Here is a 13,050-nt window from a genome sequence, read left to right as displayed (position 1 = left end):
CGAAGGATAGTCCGGTTCAGGGACCGTCCGGCCCGTTGCCGTTCCCGGTGTTGGAATTCAGAATTGCCCGGATTTCCTTGATCATGTTGTCGCTGCGGCCGTGTCCAGCCCGGCGATGACCGTTCTCCGTGGCGGCCGCCCGGAAATAGTAGAGGATGAAGGCCCGCAACGCGGCCGTTCGGGTGGAACCATGCCTCTGCTCGTCGATCAGCGAGCAGATCTCGTTTATCGAGCAGCTCTCCCGGCGGCAGATTTCCTCGAGCGCGTCCCACATCGCCGGCTCGAGGCGGAGGCTGGTGCGCAGTCCGCGCAACCGCACATTCCTATTCTGCAGCTTGGCCATTGGCGGCCCCCGCCGATTAGCACAACGCCCTGGTGTGCCGACGGCGCACCAGTCTGAAAGACATGCTGGCCAAGATCCCCTCTCTCCCCCGCAACTATCGAGAACTACACAAATCCTACAAAAATACTACGCGCGCTATAGTAGAAAATTTACCAGCGAGATGCCACAGTATAGTTGTTATAATGAGGTAAAAGCGCCCGGATCTGAGGCCGGCGCCGCGGGCCTCGCCGCCGGGAAGGCTTCGCAAGGGCGCGGTTGGGATCGCGCTCCTAGACCGGATCATGTCCTGTCGGATCGCTTTTGGCGATTCCGTAGAATCCCGGATCTGCCCTAGTGTGATGGTTCCGAAGTTCGGTGCGTTTCTCGTGTCGAACTTCGGAAGCTGAATCACACTTGAATCATAGGGGTAGTGTCCCTTCGATCCCGAAGTTCGATCGCTCGAACCTTCGGAATCGGGACACCAGGGCGTTGTCAGGCCAGACGCGTTCGCGTCTGATCGCTAGATCAGGTCCCGCAAGAGGGCGACCAGCGGCTCGTCGGCCGGCGGCATGGGGTAGTCGCCGAGGCGCGGCGGCCGGACCCAGATCAGTTCCTGAGCCTCGCGCGGACGGGGCATCCCGCGCCAAACCCGGCAGACGAAGAGCGGCATGAGGAGGTGGAAGTCCTCGTAGCCGTGCGAGGCGAAGCCGATCGGCGCGAGGCAGCTCTCCCTGGTGTCGATGTCCAGCTCTTCCTTGAGCTCGCGGATCAAGGCCTGCTCGGGCACCTCGCCGGGCTGCACCTTGCCGCCCGGGAACTCCCACAGGCCGGCCATGGGCTTCCCTTCGGGTCGCCGGGCCAGGAGGACCCGGCCGTCGTCGTCGACCAGGGCCGCGGCGGCGACCAGAACGATGGGCCGCTGCTCGCCGGGCGACGGGAACGCCCCCGCGGTCCAGCACTCGCTATCGAAACTGTCCGACATAGAGCTCGAAGTGGTCGGGGGGCGGCGGGGCGGGCCGGCGGTCAGGAGCGGTAGTCGGCATTGATCGAGACGTAGCCGTGGCTGAGGTCGCAGGTCCAGACCGTCGCCCGGCCGTTCTTCACACCGACATCGACCTCGACGTCGATCTCGCGCCCCTTCATGTGCCGGGCGACCGGCGCTTCGTCGTAGCCCGGCACGACCGCGCCCCGCCGGGCGATCTCGATTCCGCCGATGCGGATCGCGAGGAGATCCCGTTCGGCGCGTTCGCCGGACTTACCGACCGCCATCACGATGCGCCCCCAGTTGGCGTCTCCGGCCCCGAGCGCGGTCTTGACCAGCGGCGAGTTGCCGATCGCCAGCCCGATCCGCCGGGCGGCCTGCTTGGATGCCGCGCCCGACACCCGGATGGTGATGAACTTCTGGGCGCCCTCGCCGTCGCGCACGACCTGCTGGGCGAGGTCGCGCAGCAGGTCCCCGAGGGCGGCCTTGAACGAGCGCAACGCCGGGTCGCGCTGGGAAAGGATGGCGGCGTGATCGGCCTGGCCCGTGGCGCAGAGCAGCAGGGTGTCGCTGGTCGAGGTGTCGCCGTCGACCGTGATCGCGTTGAACGACTGATCGACCGCGGGCCGCAGGAGCTTCTCGAGCAGCTCGGCCGGGATCGCCGCGTCGGTGAAGACGAAGGCCAGCATCGTCGCCATGTCCGGCGCGATCATGCCAGAGCCCTTGGCGATGCCGTTGATTGTGACCGGGCAGCCGTCGATCGTCGCGCTGCGCGTCGCCAGCTTGGGAAAGGTGTCGGTGGTCATGATGGCCCGGGCCGCTTGCTCCCAGGCGTCGGGCGCGAGGTCGTCCATCAGGCCGCCCAGTGCAGCCGTCACCTTCTCGTCGGGCAGCGGCTCGCCGATCACCCCGGTCGAGGCGATGTAGACGTCGTGGCGCGGGCAGTCGTAGAGCGCAGCGACGGCGTCGACCGTGCGCTCGACCGAGGCCTTGCCGGCGCCGCCGGTGAAGGCGTTGGCGTTACCTGCGTTGATCACGAAGGCCCGTGCGCTGCCCCAGGAAAGCGCGGCGCGACACCATTCTACCGGCGCCCCGGCAGTCTTCGACTTGGTCAGGACGCCGGCGACGCTCGAGCCCGGCGCCACCTCGATCAGGCAGGCATCGGTGCGCCCGCGGTAGCGGATATCACAGGCGGCTGTCGCCAGGCGCACGCCGGCCACCGGCGGCAGCACGGCCAGCTTATCGGGAGCCAGGGGCGACGTCTCTGAAGTGATGCCTACTTTCCCCCTCGCGCAGGACCCTTACTGGGCGGTCGTCGCGCCCGGCAGGCCGGGTGTCGGCAGAATCTCGATCTCGGCGGTCTCGCGAAGATCGGTGATCACGTCGTTAACGGTTTCCCGCGACATATCCTCGCGCAGCTGTTCTTCCAGGGACTCGAAGCTGGGCGGCTCGCTCTCGCGCCGGTCCTCGACCTTGATCACATGCCAGCCGAACTGGGTCTGCACCGGCTTGCTGCTGTATTTCCCGGTCTCGAGGGCGAAGGCCTGCTGGGAGAACTCCGGCACCATCTGCTCGGCAGTGAAGTATCCGAGGTCGCCGCCGCGCGCCTTCGAGGGGCCGTTGGAGCGTTCGCTGGCCAGAGTTGCAAAATCGGCGCCTTTGTCGAGCTCGGCGATGACCTCGACCGCCGCCGCCTCGTCGTCGAGCAGGATGTGGCGGGCGCGGACCTCCTGCTTCGGCGGATTCTCCGTCACGAAGGTGTCGTAGCGCGCCCGCAGCGTGGTCTCGGTGATCCGGCTGTCGACCTGGCGCTGCAGGTAGACCTCGCGCATGACGTCGACTTTCAGGGCCGCGACCCGATCCTTGACCTCCTGGTCGTCGGACAGCCCGGCGCTCTCGGCGGCCTTGGAGATCAGGTGGAAGTCCACGATTCGCTCGACCAGCGTCGGGAAGATGGTCGCCAGCTGTGCCTGGTACTCCGGGGGCAGAGCGCTGGCGGCCTCCAGGACCTCGGACCGGTAAATCGTCGCGCCGTTGACCCGCGCGACCGCCGGATCGTCATCGCCCTGCTGGGCCGCGCCGGGCGTCGCCGTCAGCGGGAGCAGAAGCGCCGTCACCGCCGCGACGCGTAGAAGGGTCTTCATAAGCGGATCCTCTCGGGCTGTGAACTCGGATCGTCCGCTCAATCTAGCCTGGCGGAAGAGCCTATTCCTGTCGTCGGCGGGACTTTAGGCCCCGCCGCCACCCTGGGCAACCCCGGCGGTCCCGGATCGTTGACAGCCCCGCCGGATCGACCTATCTGTCTGATCAGTCAGGCAACGGTTTATCTGCGGCCGGGGCGCCCTCGTCCAGGCGGGTTTGATCAATAGTCGCCGCGGCGGATCGGCCGTCGGCCGCGCCTGGCATGCTTTCAAGGCTCCGGCGGCTGGTGATCGCCTTTATCCGAGAGGGTTTCATGTTCGGCGCGCTCGCCAAGCGAATCTTCGGTTCCGCCAATGACCGCTACGTCCAGGGCCTGTCGCCCATGGTCAAGGCGATCAACGACCTGGAGCCCAAGCTGGAGGCGCTCAGCGACGAGGAGCTGAAGGCGCGGACCGAGGCCTTCCGGCAGCGCCTGAAGGACGGCGAAACCCTCGACGACATCCTGGTCGAAGCCTTCGCGACGGTGCGTGAGGCGTCCAAGCGGACCCTCGGTCAGCGCCATTTCGATGTTCAGCTGGTCGGCGGCATCGTGCTGCACCGCGGCATGATCTCGGAGATGAAGACCGGCGAGGGCAAGACCCTGGTGGCGACGCTGCCGGTCTACCTGAACGCCCTGACCGGCAAGGGCGTTCACGTGGTCACGGTCAACGACTACCTGGCGAAACGCGACTCCACCTGGATGGGCGCGATCTACCAGTTCCTCGGTCTCACCGTCGGCTGCATCGTCCACGACCTCGCCGAGGACCAGCGCCGCGCGGCCTATGCCTGCGACGTCACCTACGGCACCAACAACGAATTCGGCTTCGACTACCTGCGCGACAACATGAAGTCGAGCCTGGAGGAGATGGTCCAGCGCGAGTTCCACTACGCGATCGTCGACGAGGTGGACTCGATCCTGGTCGACGAGGCCCGCACGCCGCTGATCATCTCGGGGCCGGCGGAGGATTCCTCCGAGCTTTACGTCAAGGCCGACGCGCTGATCCCGCGGCTGGACGAGGAGCACTTCGAGAAGGACGAGAAGCAGCGCGCCGTCACGCTGACCGAGTCCGGCGCCGAGCGGATCGAGGAGCTGCTGCGCGAGACCGGCATGCTCGACACGGGCTCGCTCTACGACATCAACAACGTGAGCCTGGTGCACCACGTCAACCAGGCATTGCGCGCCCACAAGCTGTTCCAGCGCGACACGGACTACATCGTCAAGGACAACAAGGTCATCATCATCGACGAGTTCACCGGCCGGATGATGGAAGGGCGGCGCTACTCGGATGGCCTGCACCAGGCGCTGGAGGCCAAAGAGAAGGCGATTATCCAGCACGAGAACCAGACCCTGGCCTCGATCACCTTCCAGAACTACTTCCGGCTCTACCCGAAGCTCGCCGGCATGACCGGCACGGCCATGACCGAGGCCGAGGAGTTCGCCGACATCTACGGCCTCGAAGTGATCGAGATCCCGACCAACGTGCCCTTCGTGCGCATCGATCACGACGACGAGGTCTATCGCACGACGGCGGAGAAGTTCGAGGCCATCATCGAGCTGATCGACGAGTGCCGGAAGCGCAAGCAGCCGGTGCTGGTCGGCACCGTCTCGATCGAGAAGTCCGAGCACCTCGCCGCCCTGCTGAAGAAGCGCAAGATCCCCCACCAGGTGCTGAACGCGCGCTACCACGAGCAGGAGGCCTACATCATCGCCCAGGCCGGCGCGCCCGGCGCGGTGACCATCGCCACCAACATGGCGGGCCGCGGCACCGACATCCAGCTCGGCGGCAACGTCGACATGCGCATCATGCAGGAGGCGGCGGTGATCGAGGACGCCGCCAAGCGGCAGAAGGTGACCGACAAGATCAAGGCCGAGGTCGCCGAGGCTGGCCAAGTGGTCAAGCAGGCCGGCGGGCTCTTCGTGGTCGCCTCGGAGCGTCACGAGAGCCGGCGGATCGACAACCAGCTGCGCGGCCGCTCGGGCCGCCAGGGCGACCCCGGGGCATCGAAATTCTTCCTGTCGCTCGAGGACGACCTGATGCGTATCTTCGGGTCCGAGCGGATGGACTCCATGCTGCAGAAGCTCGGCCTCGAGGAGGGCGAGGCGATCGTCCATCCCTGGATCAACAAGGCCCTGGAGAAGGCCCAGCAGAAGGTCGAGGCGCGCAACTTCGAGTCGCGCAAGTACGTGCTGAAGTACGACGACGTCATGAACGATCAGCGCAAGGTGGTCTACGAGCAGCGCAAGGACCTGATGCGCAGCCGCGACGTGCACGACGACGTGGTCGGGATGCGCCACCAGACGATCGAGGACGCGGTCGCCCGCTGCATCCCCGAGAGCGCCTACGCCGAGCAGTGGGACGTCGGCGGGCTGCACGAGGAATCCCTGCGCCTGCTCGGCCTCGACCTGCCGGTCGAGGACTGGGCTAAGGAAGAGGGCATCGCCGACCAGGAGATCAGGGAGCGGATCACCGCCGCCTCGGACAAGAAGATGGCTGCGAAGACGGCGAACTACGGCCCCGAGGTCATGCGCACCATCGAGAAGCAGCTGCTTCTGCACGTGCTCGACAAGCAGTGGAAGGACCACCTGCTATCCCTCGACCACCTGCGCCAAGGCATCAACTGGCGGGCCATGGCGCAGCGCGATCCCCTGATCGAGTACAAGCGCGAGGCCTTCGACCTGTTCGAAGGCATGCTGGCGGAGATCCGCGCCGAGACGACCTTCCTGCTGTCCCACGTCGAGATCCAGCCCATGGCCTCCGACGTGGCGGTGCCGCGCAGCGCGCCGCGCGCCATGAGCGAGAGCCGCGACGACGTGCTGGGTGTCACCGATGCGCCGGCCGGCGGCAACGGTGCCGACGAGACGCCCATGCCGCCGCCGTCCAAGCCGCAGCCCGTGCGCCGCACCGCGGCGGCCGAGATCGTGCCCGGCGACCCCTCGACCTGGGGCAAGGTCCAGCGCAACGCGCCCTGCCCCTGCGGCTCCGGCCGCAAGTACAAGCACTGCCACGGCAAGATGGGCTGAGCGGCGCCAAAAGGCGCGCCGACCGCTTCTTTCGAAAAGCTAGTTCAGCGGCAGCGACTGGGCCTTGGCGTAGGCCCGGCGCGCGGCGTCGCGGTCGCCCAGGCCGTCCAGCGCGCGGGCCGTCAGCTTCCAGTTCACCGGACTGGTCGGCTTAAGCGCCGTGCGCTCGTTCGCCAGGGCCAAGGCCAGCTTGTACTGCTTGGCCCTGAGGGCCGCCTCGAGCAAGGTCCACGCGATCAGGTCGCGCTGGGCGTGGCTGCCGCCAAGGCGGTAGGTCCGGTAGCGGATCGGCAGCAGGAGATCGACCACCTGGCCGTAGTCGCCGCCGGCGAAAGCCTGGGCGGCGCGGCAGAAGGGGATGCCGATCTCGCGGGTCATGCCGACGTTGGCGTCGCTGGCGTGCTTGAGATAGCGCTCGTTCGCGTTGAGCACGGCCTCCGCCGCGTCGTCCCGGTCATCGGACACGAAGGTGATCATGGCATGCACGTCGTTGAAGGCGTAGAGCGTGTCCTTGGCCGAAGGCTCCCACTTGTCGGCCAGCTCGTGCCAACGGTTGCCGACGTCGACGCCCAGCAGTTTCAAGCGCCAGAGCAGGGCCGAAGCGTCGAGCTCCTCGTACTTGTCGCCGGTCGGGCCGTCCGAGCGCAGGTGGTTGTCGAAGATCTCCAGCACCCGGTCGACCTGCTCCAGGTCGAGGTGGAACAGCGCCAGGTGCCACCAGAGGTGATTGGCGAAGTTGCTGGTCGCCCAGTCCGCTTCGCGCGAGGTCATCCAGGCAATCCCGCCCTGCTGGCGGCCCTGCATCTCCATGACGTGGGCAACCGCGTGGATCGCATAGGCGTCGAGCGGGTTGAGCGCGATCGCCCGGCGGCCGAACTCCTCGGCCTGGGAGAAGTCGCGGCACTCCTCCAGGCCGAAGGAATAGAAGCCGAGCACGTAGCCGTAGCCCGGCACGCCCTCGTCCCAGGCCGGAAACACCCGGGCGACGACGTCGCGCAGGTCGACGATGTCGCCGAGCAGAAGATCGGAAAGATGAGCGAGCTGCAGGGCGAGCAGGTCGCGCGGATACTCGACGAGGACCGCTTCCCAGCGCTGCACCGCCTCGTGGAAGTCCCCTTCGACCCAGGCCCGGACCGCCGCCATGTGGCCGCGCTCCCGGTCGTTGGCCTTGTCGGCCAGGGCCTCGGCGGCCGCCAGGCTGGCGCACATCTCGTCGTAGATCCGGGTTTCCATGGCCTGGGTCAGCAGACCCGCCTTGAAGCAGTGCCCCATGACGAAATCGGGGTGCTCCTTCAGGACGGCATCGATCTCGGCGACGGGGTCGCCGCGAAACGACAGGCTGTTCTCGTGCGCCGCTTCCAGCGCCGCCACCAGGTCGGCGCTGTCGGTGGAGATCGGCACGCCCCTCGAATCCGTCATGCCCATGGTTTCAGTCCTTAGCTGAACAAGCCTTCGAGGCGGACGATCGCCTCGTCCAGCACTTCCGTCTTCTTGCAGAAGCAGAAGCGCACGAAGTGGTCGACCGCACTCTCCTGGTAGAACGCGCTGACCGGCACCGCGGTCACGCCGGCCTCGGTGGTGATATGGCGGCAGAAGGCGACGTCGTCGCCGTTGAAGCCGAGCGGCCGGAAGTCCGCGGTGATGAAGTAGGTGCCCTGGCAATGGATCACGTCGAAGCCGATGCGCGCGAGGCCCTCGGCGAAGCGGTCGCGCTTCTCCTCCATGTCGGCGGCGAGGCTGTCGAAATAGGCGTCGTCCTTGGCCAGGCCCTGGGCCACCGCCCGCTGCAGGTTGGGCGGCGTGGTGAAGGTGACGAACTGGTGGGCCTTGGCGATCGGCGTCAGCAGCGCCGGGGCCGCGGTCATGTAGCCGACTTTCCAGCCGGTCAGCGAGAAGGACTTGCCGGCCGAGCCGATGCGCACGCAGCGCTCGCGCATGCCCGGCAACGTCATGAGCGGGATGTGCTCCAGGCCGTCGAAGCGGATGTGCTCGTAGACCTCGTCGCACACGGCGTAGGCGTCGTAGCGCTCCAGCATCTCCGCGATCAGCGCCAGCTCGTCGCGCGAGAAGACCTTGGCCGCCGGGTTCATCGGGCTGTTCAGCAGGATCAGCTTGGTCTTCTCCGAGAAGGCCGCCTCCAGCTCCGCGCGCTCGAGGCGCCAGTCCGGCGGAGTCACGCGCACCAGCTTCGGGACCGCGCCGGCGCGGCGCACGATCGGCAGGTAGCAGTCGTAGAGCGGCTCGATCAGCACCGCCTCGTCGCCCGGCTCGATCAGGCCGAAGAAACAGTCGGCCAGAGCCTCGGTCGCGCCCGAGGTCACCATGACCTCGCGCTGCCAGTCCACGTCCAGGCCGTAGAAGCGCTTGTTGTGCTGGGCCACCGCCTGGCGCAGCTCGGGCAGGCCCATCATCGGCGGATACTGGTTCGGCCCCTCGATCAGCGCCTCGGCGGCGAGCCGGCGCAAGTCGGCGGGCCCGTCCTCGTCGGGAAAGCCCTGGCCCAGGTTGATCGCGCCGTGCTCCATGGCGAGGCGCGACATGACCTCGAAGACCGTGGTGCCGTAGCCGGAGAGGATCTCGTTCGCCGCTCTCATGGCCGGTTCCCTCCGCGCCCTCAGAAGCGCCCGTCGTAGGCCTTGGGGCCGATCTCCGCCGCGACCACGGTGAAAGTCCCGGCGCCCAGCCCCTCTTCGACGGCGGCCTGCAGGGCCGCCCGGTCGCGCACCGCGACACCCCGGCCACCCAGCGCTTCGGCCAGGGCCGGGAAGTCCGTGGCGCCGAAATCGACGCCCAGGTTGGCCATGCCGGAGCCGCGCTGCTTGAGCTCGATCAGGGCGAGCGAGGCGTCGACGAAGACCACGACGACGACGGGCAGCTTGAGGTCGCGCAGGGTGGTCAGCTCGCCCAGCACCATCTCCAGCCCGGCGTCGCCGGTGAAGGCGACCACCGGCCGCTCGGGCGCGGTCAGCTTGATGCCGGTCGCGAGCGGCAGAGCGCAGCCCATGGTGCACAGCCCGGTCGACTGGATCAGCCCGCGGGCCTGCGGACAGCGCCAGATCTGCGACAGCAGGATGCGGTGCGCCCCGCTGTCGACCGTCGCGATGCCGTCCGCCGGCAGCGCGTCGCGCACGGCGTCGACCACGGCCGCCGGCCCCCAGTCTTCCGAGGCGTCGAAGGCCTCGGCCAGGACGGCGCGGACCGCCGCAGGCGCGCCGTTCGACCAGACGCCGTTGACCGGCCGGCCCTCGCCCAGAGCGGCCAAGCCCGCCGCGATATCGCCGACGAAAGAGTGGCTCGCGCCGTGCATGCCGTGGTGGTTGGGCGCGGCGGTGAACTCGATCACCGGAGTCCTCGCCGGGTCCCAGGGGTCGCGCCAGCCGTGGCGCATCTCGATCGGGTCGTAACCGGCCAGCAGGATCAGGTCGCTGGTCTCGATCAGCGGCAGAAGGTGCTTGTCGGCGACCGGCGAGAGCCCGGCGCCGCCGAGCGCGAGCGGGTCGTCCTCGGGGATCACGCCCTTGGCCTTGTAGGTGGTGACCACCGGCACCCGATGCGTCCGCGAGAAGTCGGCCACCGCGGCCTCCGCGCTCTGGGTGAGGACCTCCAGCCCGGCGACCATGATCGGCCGCTCGGCCCTGGCAAAGGCGGCGCGGGCGGTCTCCAGGTCCGCGCCGCTCGGCGCGACAGCGCTCCTTGGGGCCGGGCGATAAGGCGAAGCCTTGGGCTGCTCGGCCTTGGCCAACGAGATTGGAATATCGATATGGACCGGGCCGGGCCGGCCCTCGGTCGCGATGGCCAGCGCCTTGTCGACCAGGGCGTCGACCGCGCCGTCGACCAGGGTGAAGCTCGCCTTGGTGACCGGCTTCATGAGCGCGACGTGGTCGAAGACCTGGTGGGTGTAGCCCAGGGCGTCGGCCGGATCGACGCAGCCGGTCAGGAAGATCAGCGGCACCCGGTCCTGCTCGGCGTTGGCCACCACGTTGACCGCGTTGGCCACGCCAGGGCCGATCGTGGCCAGCAGGATGCCGGGCGCGCCGCTGGTGTGATAGCTGCCCTCGGCCATGAAGCCGGCGGCGTTCTCGTGCTTGGCGAGATGGAAGGCGATACCCGCCTCGGCCAGCGCGTTCATCACGGTCAGAACCTCGCCGCCGGGGATGCCGAAGGCGGTGCGGCAGCCGGCGGCGTAAAGCCGCTGGGCCAGGATCTGCGCGGCCGACGGCATGGGCTACTCCGCCGCGCGGGTCAGGTTGAGGTAGCCGTCGCGGGTCTGCGGCAGCTTGCGCTCCAGCAGCTTGCTCGCGATTACCGTGCGTAGGATCTGCGCCGTGCCGCCGCCGATCGTGAACATGCGGGCGTCGCGCACCCGGCGCTCCATGGCGTTGTTGCGGGAGTAGCCGGCGGCGCCGAAGACCTGGAGCGCGTCGTTGGTGACCTTGATCGCCATCTCGGAAGCGAAGACCTTGGCCTGGGCCGCGTCCATCACGTCGGGGAAGCCGTCGCAGTCGGCCGCCTTGTGGACCAGGGCGCGGGCCGCCGAGATCTGGGTCGCCATGTCGGCCAGCATCCACTGCAGGCCCTGGAACTCGCAGATCGGCCGGCCGAACTGCTCGCGCTTCTTCGCGTAGTCGACCGCCGCCTCGTAGGCGCCCGCGGCGAGGCCCAGGGAGACCGTGGCCGCCCCGGTGCGCTGGCCGTTGTAGGCCTCCATGAGTGCGCCGAAACCGCGCCTGAGCCCCTGGGGCGGCAGCAGCAGGCGCTCCTTGGGCAGCACCAGGTCTTCGAAGTACATCTTGGTCTCGGGAATGCCGCGCAGGCCCATGGTCGGCTCGCGCTCGCCGACCCTGAGGCCGGCCTCGTCCTTGAGCGCGATGAAGCCGCCGATGCCCTGCTCCAGGCCGTCCTCGAAGACCCGGGCGAAGACCAGATGGAGGCGCGAGACGCCGCCGCCGGTGATCCAGTGCTTCTGCCCGTTGAGCACGTAGTCGTCGCCCCTGCGGTCGGCCCGCGTGGTCATCTCGGTGGCGGCGCTGCCGGCGCCCGGCTCGGTGATGCAGATCGCCGGCTTGTCGCCGTCGAGCACCAGGCCGGCGGCCAGGCGCTTCTGCTCCTCCGTCCCGTAGGCCATGATCGCGCCGACCGCCCCCATGTTGGCCTCGACCACGATGCGCGCGGTGACGCCGCAAACCTTGGCCATCTCCTCGATCACCAGGACGGCCTCCAGATAGCCCAGGCCCTGCCCGCCATAGGCCTCGGGGATCGTCATGCCGAAGAAGCCCGCCTTCTTGAGGTCGGCGACGTTGTTCCAGGGATACTCTTCGCTGCGGTCGATCTCCGCCGCACGCGGCGCGATAACGTCCTCGGCCAACTGCCGCGCCCGGTCCCGGAGCGCCAGTTGCTCGGCCGTCAGGTTTGATGCCATGGGTTCATGATCCCGCTGTGTAGCCCGGCCGCTTCCCTTTCCGCCTCGGAGGTCGAGGGCGGCCGTCCGCTAGTGATTAGCAGTCTTTCGCGCACTTTGGGAGGGGATATCGGTCGCCCCGACGGCGGCGCAACGCCCGGCTCAGGAGAGCCCTTTGCGGCCCATGTCGAGGAACTTCTGGCGGCGCGCCGCGCGCGGGTCTTCGTCGCCGGACATGTGGGCGACCAGCGCCTTCTCGAGCCGGTCGCCCAGGGCCTCTATCGTGGCCTCGGGGTCGCGGTGGGCGCCGCCCAGGGGCTCGGGCACGATCTCGTCGATGACGCCGAGCTTGAGCAGGTCCTGGGCCGTGTGCTTCAGCGCCTCGGCCGCATCCTGGGCCTGCTCGCCGGTGCGCCAGAGGATCGCGGCGCAGGCCTCGGGCGAGATCACCGAGTAGATCGAGTGCTCCAGCATGATGACGTGGTTGGCGGCGGCGAGCGCGATGGCGCCGCCCGACCCGCCCTCGCCGATGATCGCCGAGATCAGCGGCACCTCGAGCCGGAGGCAGGTCTCGATGCAGCAGGCGAGCGCCTCGGACTGGCCGCGCTCCTCGGCGCCGATGCCCGGGTAGGCGCCGGCGGTGTCGACCAGCGTGATCACCGGAATGCGGTGGCGGTCGGCCAGCTGCATCAGGCGCTCGGCCTTGCGGTAGCCCTCGGGGCGCGCCATGCCGAAGTTGTGCTGCACCCGGGTCGCCGTGTCGTGGCCCTTCTCGTGGCCAATCACCATGGCGGTGTAGCCGCGGAAGCGGCCGATGCCGCCGATGATCGCCTGGTCCTCCGCGTAGGCCCGGTCGCCGGCGAGCGGCGTGAAGTCGTCAACCAGCAGCGCCACATAATCGCGGAAGTGGGGCCGCTCGGGATGCCGCGCCACCTGGGTCTTCTGCCAGGCGGAGAGCTTGGCGTAGGTCTGGCGCAGCAGGCGCTCGGCCTTGGTCTGCAGGCGCCCGACCTCTTCGGCGATGTTGAGGTCGCCTTCGTTGGTCAGGTGCCGGAGCTCCTCGACCTTGCCTTCGAGGTCGGCAATCGGCTTTTCGAAATCCAGGTAGTGCTGCATCGCCCTTCTCTATCACAGCCCCTGAGCCT

Annotated in this window: 10 protein-coding genes; 1 reads left to right on the top strand and 9 read right to left on the bottom strand. The window is 68.3% G+C overall.

What is annotated here, in order from left to right; all coding sequences use genetic code 11:
* Window positions 1–16 precede the first annotated feature (16 nt).
* From QNJ67_14510 to QNJ67_14495, 4 genes are all read right to left on the bottom strand, one after another.
* Window positions 17–343 (bottom strand): ribbon-helix-helix domain-containing protein, encoded by a 327-nt coding sequence (locus QNJ67_14510; GenBank protein MDJ0610186.1) that lies wholly within the window; start codon window positions 341–343, stop codon window positions 17–19.
* A 499-nt stretch (window positions 344–842) separates the two neighbouring features.
* Window positions 843–1,304, bottom strand: coding sequence for a (deoxy)nucleoside triphosphate pyrophosphohydrolase (locus QNJ67_14505; protein MDJ0610185.1), 462 nt, complete (start codon window positions 1,302–1,304; stop codon window positions 843–845).
* 41 nt (window positions 1,305–1,345) lie between these two features.
* Entirely contained in the window at window positions 1,346–2,578 is a 1,233-nt protein-coding gene (gene argJ / locus QNJ67_14500) for a bifunctional glutamate N-acetyltransferase/amino-acid acetyltransferase ArgJ (protein MDJ0610184.1), read from the bottom strand.
* 27 nt (window positions 2,579–2,605) lie between these two features.
* Window positions 2,606–3,448, bottom strand: a complete 843-nt coding sequence (locus QNJ67_14495) for a peptidylprolyl isomerase (GenBank protein ID MDJ0610183.1) — start codon at window positions 3,446–3,448, stop codon at window positions 2,606–2,608.
* Between the two features lie 311 nt (window positions 3,449–3,759).
* On the opposite strand from QNJ67_14495, the gene secA reads away from it, so the two are divergent.
* Window positions 3,760–6,507: a preprotein translocase subunit SecA gene (secA, locus tag QNJ67_14490; protein ID MDJ0610182.1), complete on the top strand. Its 2,748-nt coding sequence runs from the start codon at window positions 3,760–3,762 to the stop codon at window positions 6,505–6,507.
* A gap of 39 nt (window positions 6,508–6,546) precedes the next feature.
* Here secA and QNJ67_14485 read toward each other — a convergent pair whose 3' ends face one another.
* The 5 genes from QNJ67_14485 to QNJ67_14465 form a co-directional block, all read right to left on the bottom strand.
* The gene (locus QNJ67_14485; GenBank protein ID MDJ0610181.1) at window positions 6,547–7,926 is read right to left on the bottom strand and encodes a tetratricopeptide repeat protein; all 1,380 of its coding nucleotides are present in this window, start codon (window positions 7,924–7,926) and stop codon (window positions 6,547–6,549) included.
* 17 nt (window positions 7,927–7,943) lie between these two features.
* Window positions 7,944–9,101: an aminotransferase gene (locus tag QNJ67_14480; GenBank protein ID MDJ0610180.1), complete on the bottom strand. Its 1,158-nt coding sequence runs from the start codon at window positions 9,099–9,101 to the stop codon at window positions 7,944–7,946.
* Window positions 9,102–9,121: 20 nt separating this feature from the next.
* Window positions 9,122–10,729 carry a thiamine pyrophosphate-binding protein gene (locus QNJ67_14475; GenBank protein MDJ0610179.1) on the bottom strand — a complete coding sequence of 536 codons (1,608 nt, stop codon included), beginning with the start codon at window positions 10,727–10,729 and terminating at the stop codon, window positions 9,122–9,124.
* A gap of 3 nt (window positions 10,730–10,732) precedes the next feature.
* Complete coding sequence (locus QNJ67_14470) at window positions 10,733–11,926, bottom strand: acyl-CoA dehydrogenase family protein (protein MDJ0610178.1); 1,194 nt, start codon at window positions 11,924–11,926, stop codon at window positions 10,733–10,735.
* A 141-nt stretch (window positions 11,927–12,067) separates the two neighbouring features.
* The gene (locus QNJ67_14465) at window positions 12,068–13,021 is read right to left on the bottom strand and encodes an acetyl-CoA carboxylase carboxyltransferase subunit alpha (GenBank protein MDJ0610177.1); all 954 of its coding nucleotides are present in this window, start codon (window positions 13,019–13,021) and stop codon (window positions 12,068–12,070) included.
* Window positions 13,022–13,050 lie beyond the last annotated feature (29 nt).

The organism is Kiloniellales bacterium (genome assembly GCA_030064845.1).
Taxonomy (GTDB): domain Bacteria; phylum Pseudomonadota; class Alphaproteobacteria; order Kiloniellales; family JAKSDN01; genus JASJEC01.
This window is presented reverse-complemented; position numbering and strand designations above follow the sequence as displayed.

What these genes read in the sequence shown, in the direction of transcription:
- QNJ67_14510 (MDJ0610186.1), bottom strand. Translation starts at nt 343, where the DNA reads ATGGCCAAGCTGCAGAATAGGAATGTGCGGTTGCGCGGACTGCGCACC.
- QNJ67_14505 (MDJ0610185.1), bottom strand. Translation starts at nt 1,304, where the DNA reads ATGTCGGACAGTTTCGATAGCGAGTGCTGGACCGCGGGGGCGTTCCCG.
- QNJ67_14495 (MDJ0610183.1), bottom strand. Translation starts at nt 3,448, where the DNA reads ATGAAGACCCTTCTACGCGTCGCGGCGGTGACGGCGCTTCTGCTCCCG.
- secA (MDJ0610182.1), top strand. Translation starts at nt 3,760, where the DNA reads ATGTTCGGCGCGCTCGCCAAGCGAATCTTCGGTTCCGCCAATGACCGC.
- QNJ67_14485 (MDJ0610181.1), bottom strand. Translation starts at nt 7,926, where the DNA reads ATGACGGATTCGAGGGGCGTGCCGATCTCCACCGACAGCGCCGACCTG.
- QNJ67_14480 (MDJ0610180.1), bottom strand. Translation starts at nt 9,101, where the DNA reads ATGAGAGCGGCGAACGAGATCCTCTCCGGCTACGGCACCACGGTCTTC.
- QNJ67_14475 (MDJ0610179.1), bottom strand. Translation starts at nt 10,729, where the DNA reads ATGCCGTCGGCCGCGCAGATCCTGGCCCAGCGGCTTTACGCCGCCGGC.
- QNJ67_14470 (MDJ0610178.1), bottom strand. Translation starts at nt 11,926, where the DNA reads ATGGCATCAAACCTGACGGCCGAGCAACTGGCGCTCCGGGACCGGGCG.
- QNJ67_14465 (MDJ0610177.1), bottom strand. Translation starts at nt 13,021, where the DNA reads ATGCAGCACTACCTGGATTTCGAAAAGCCGATTGCCGACCTCGAAGGC.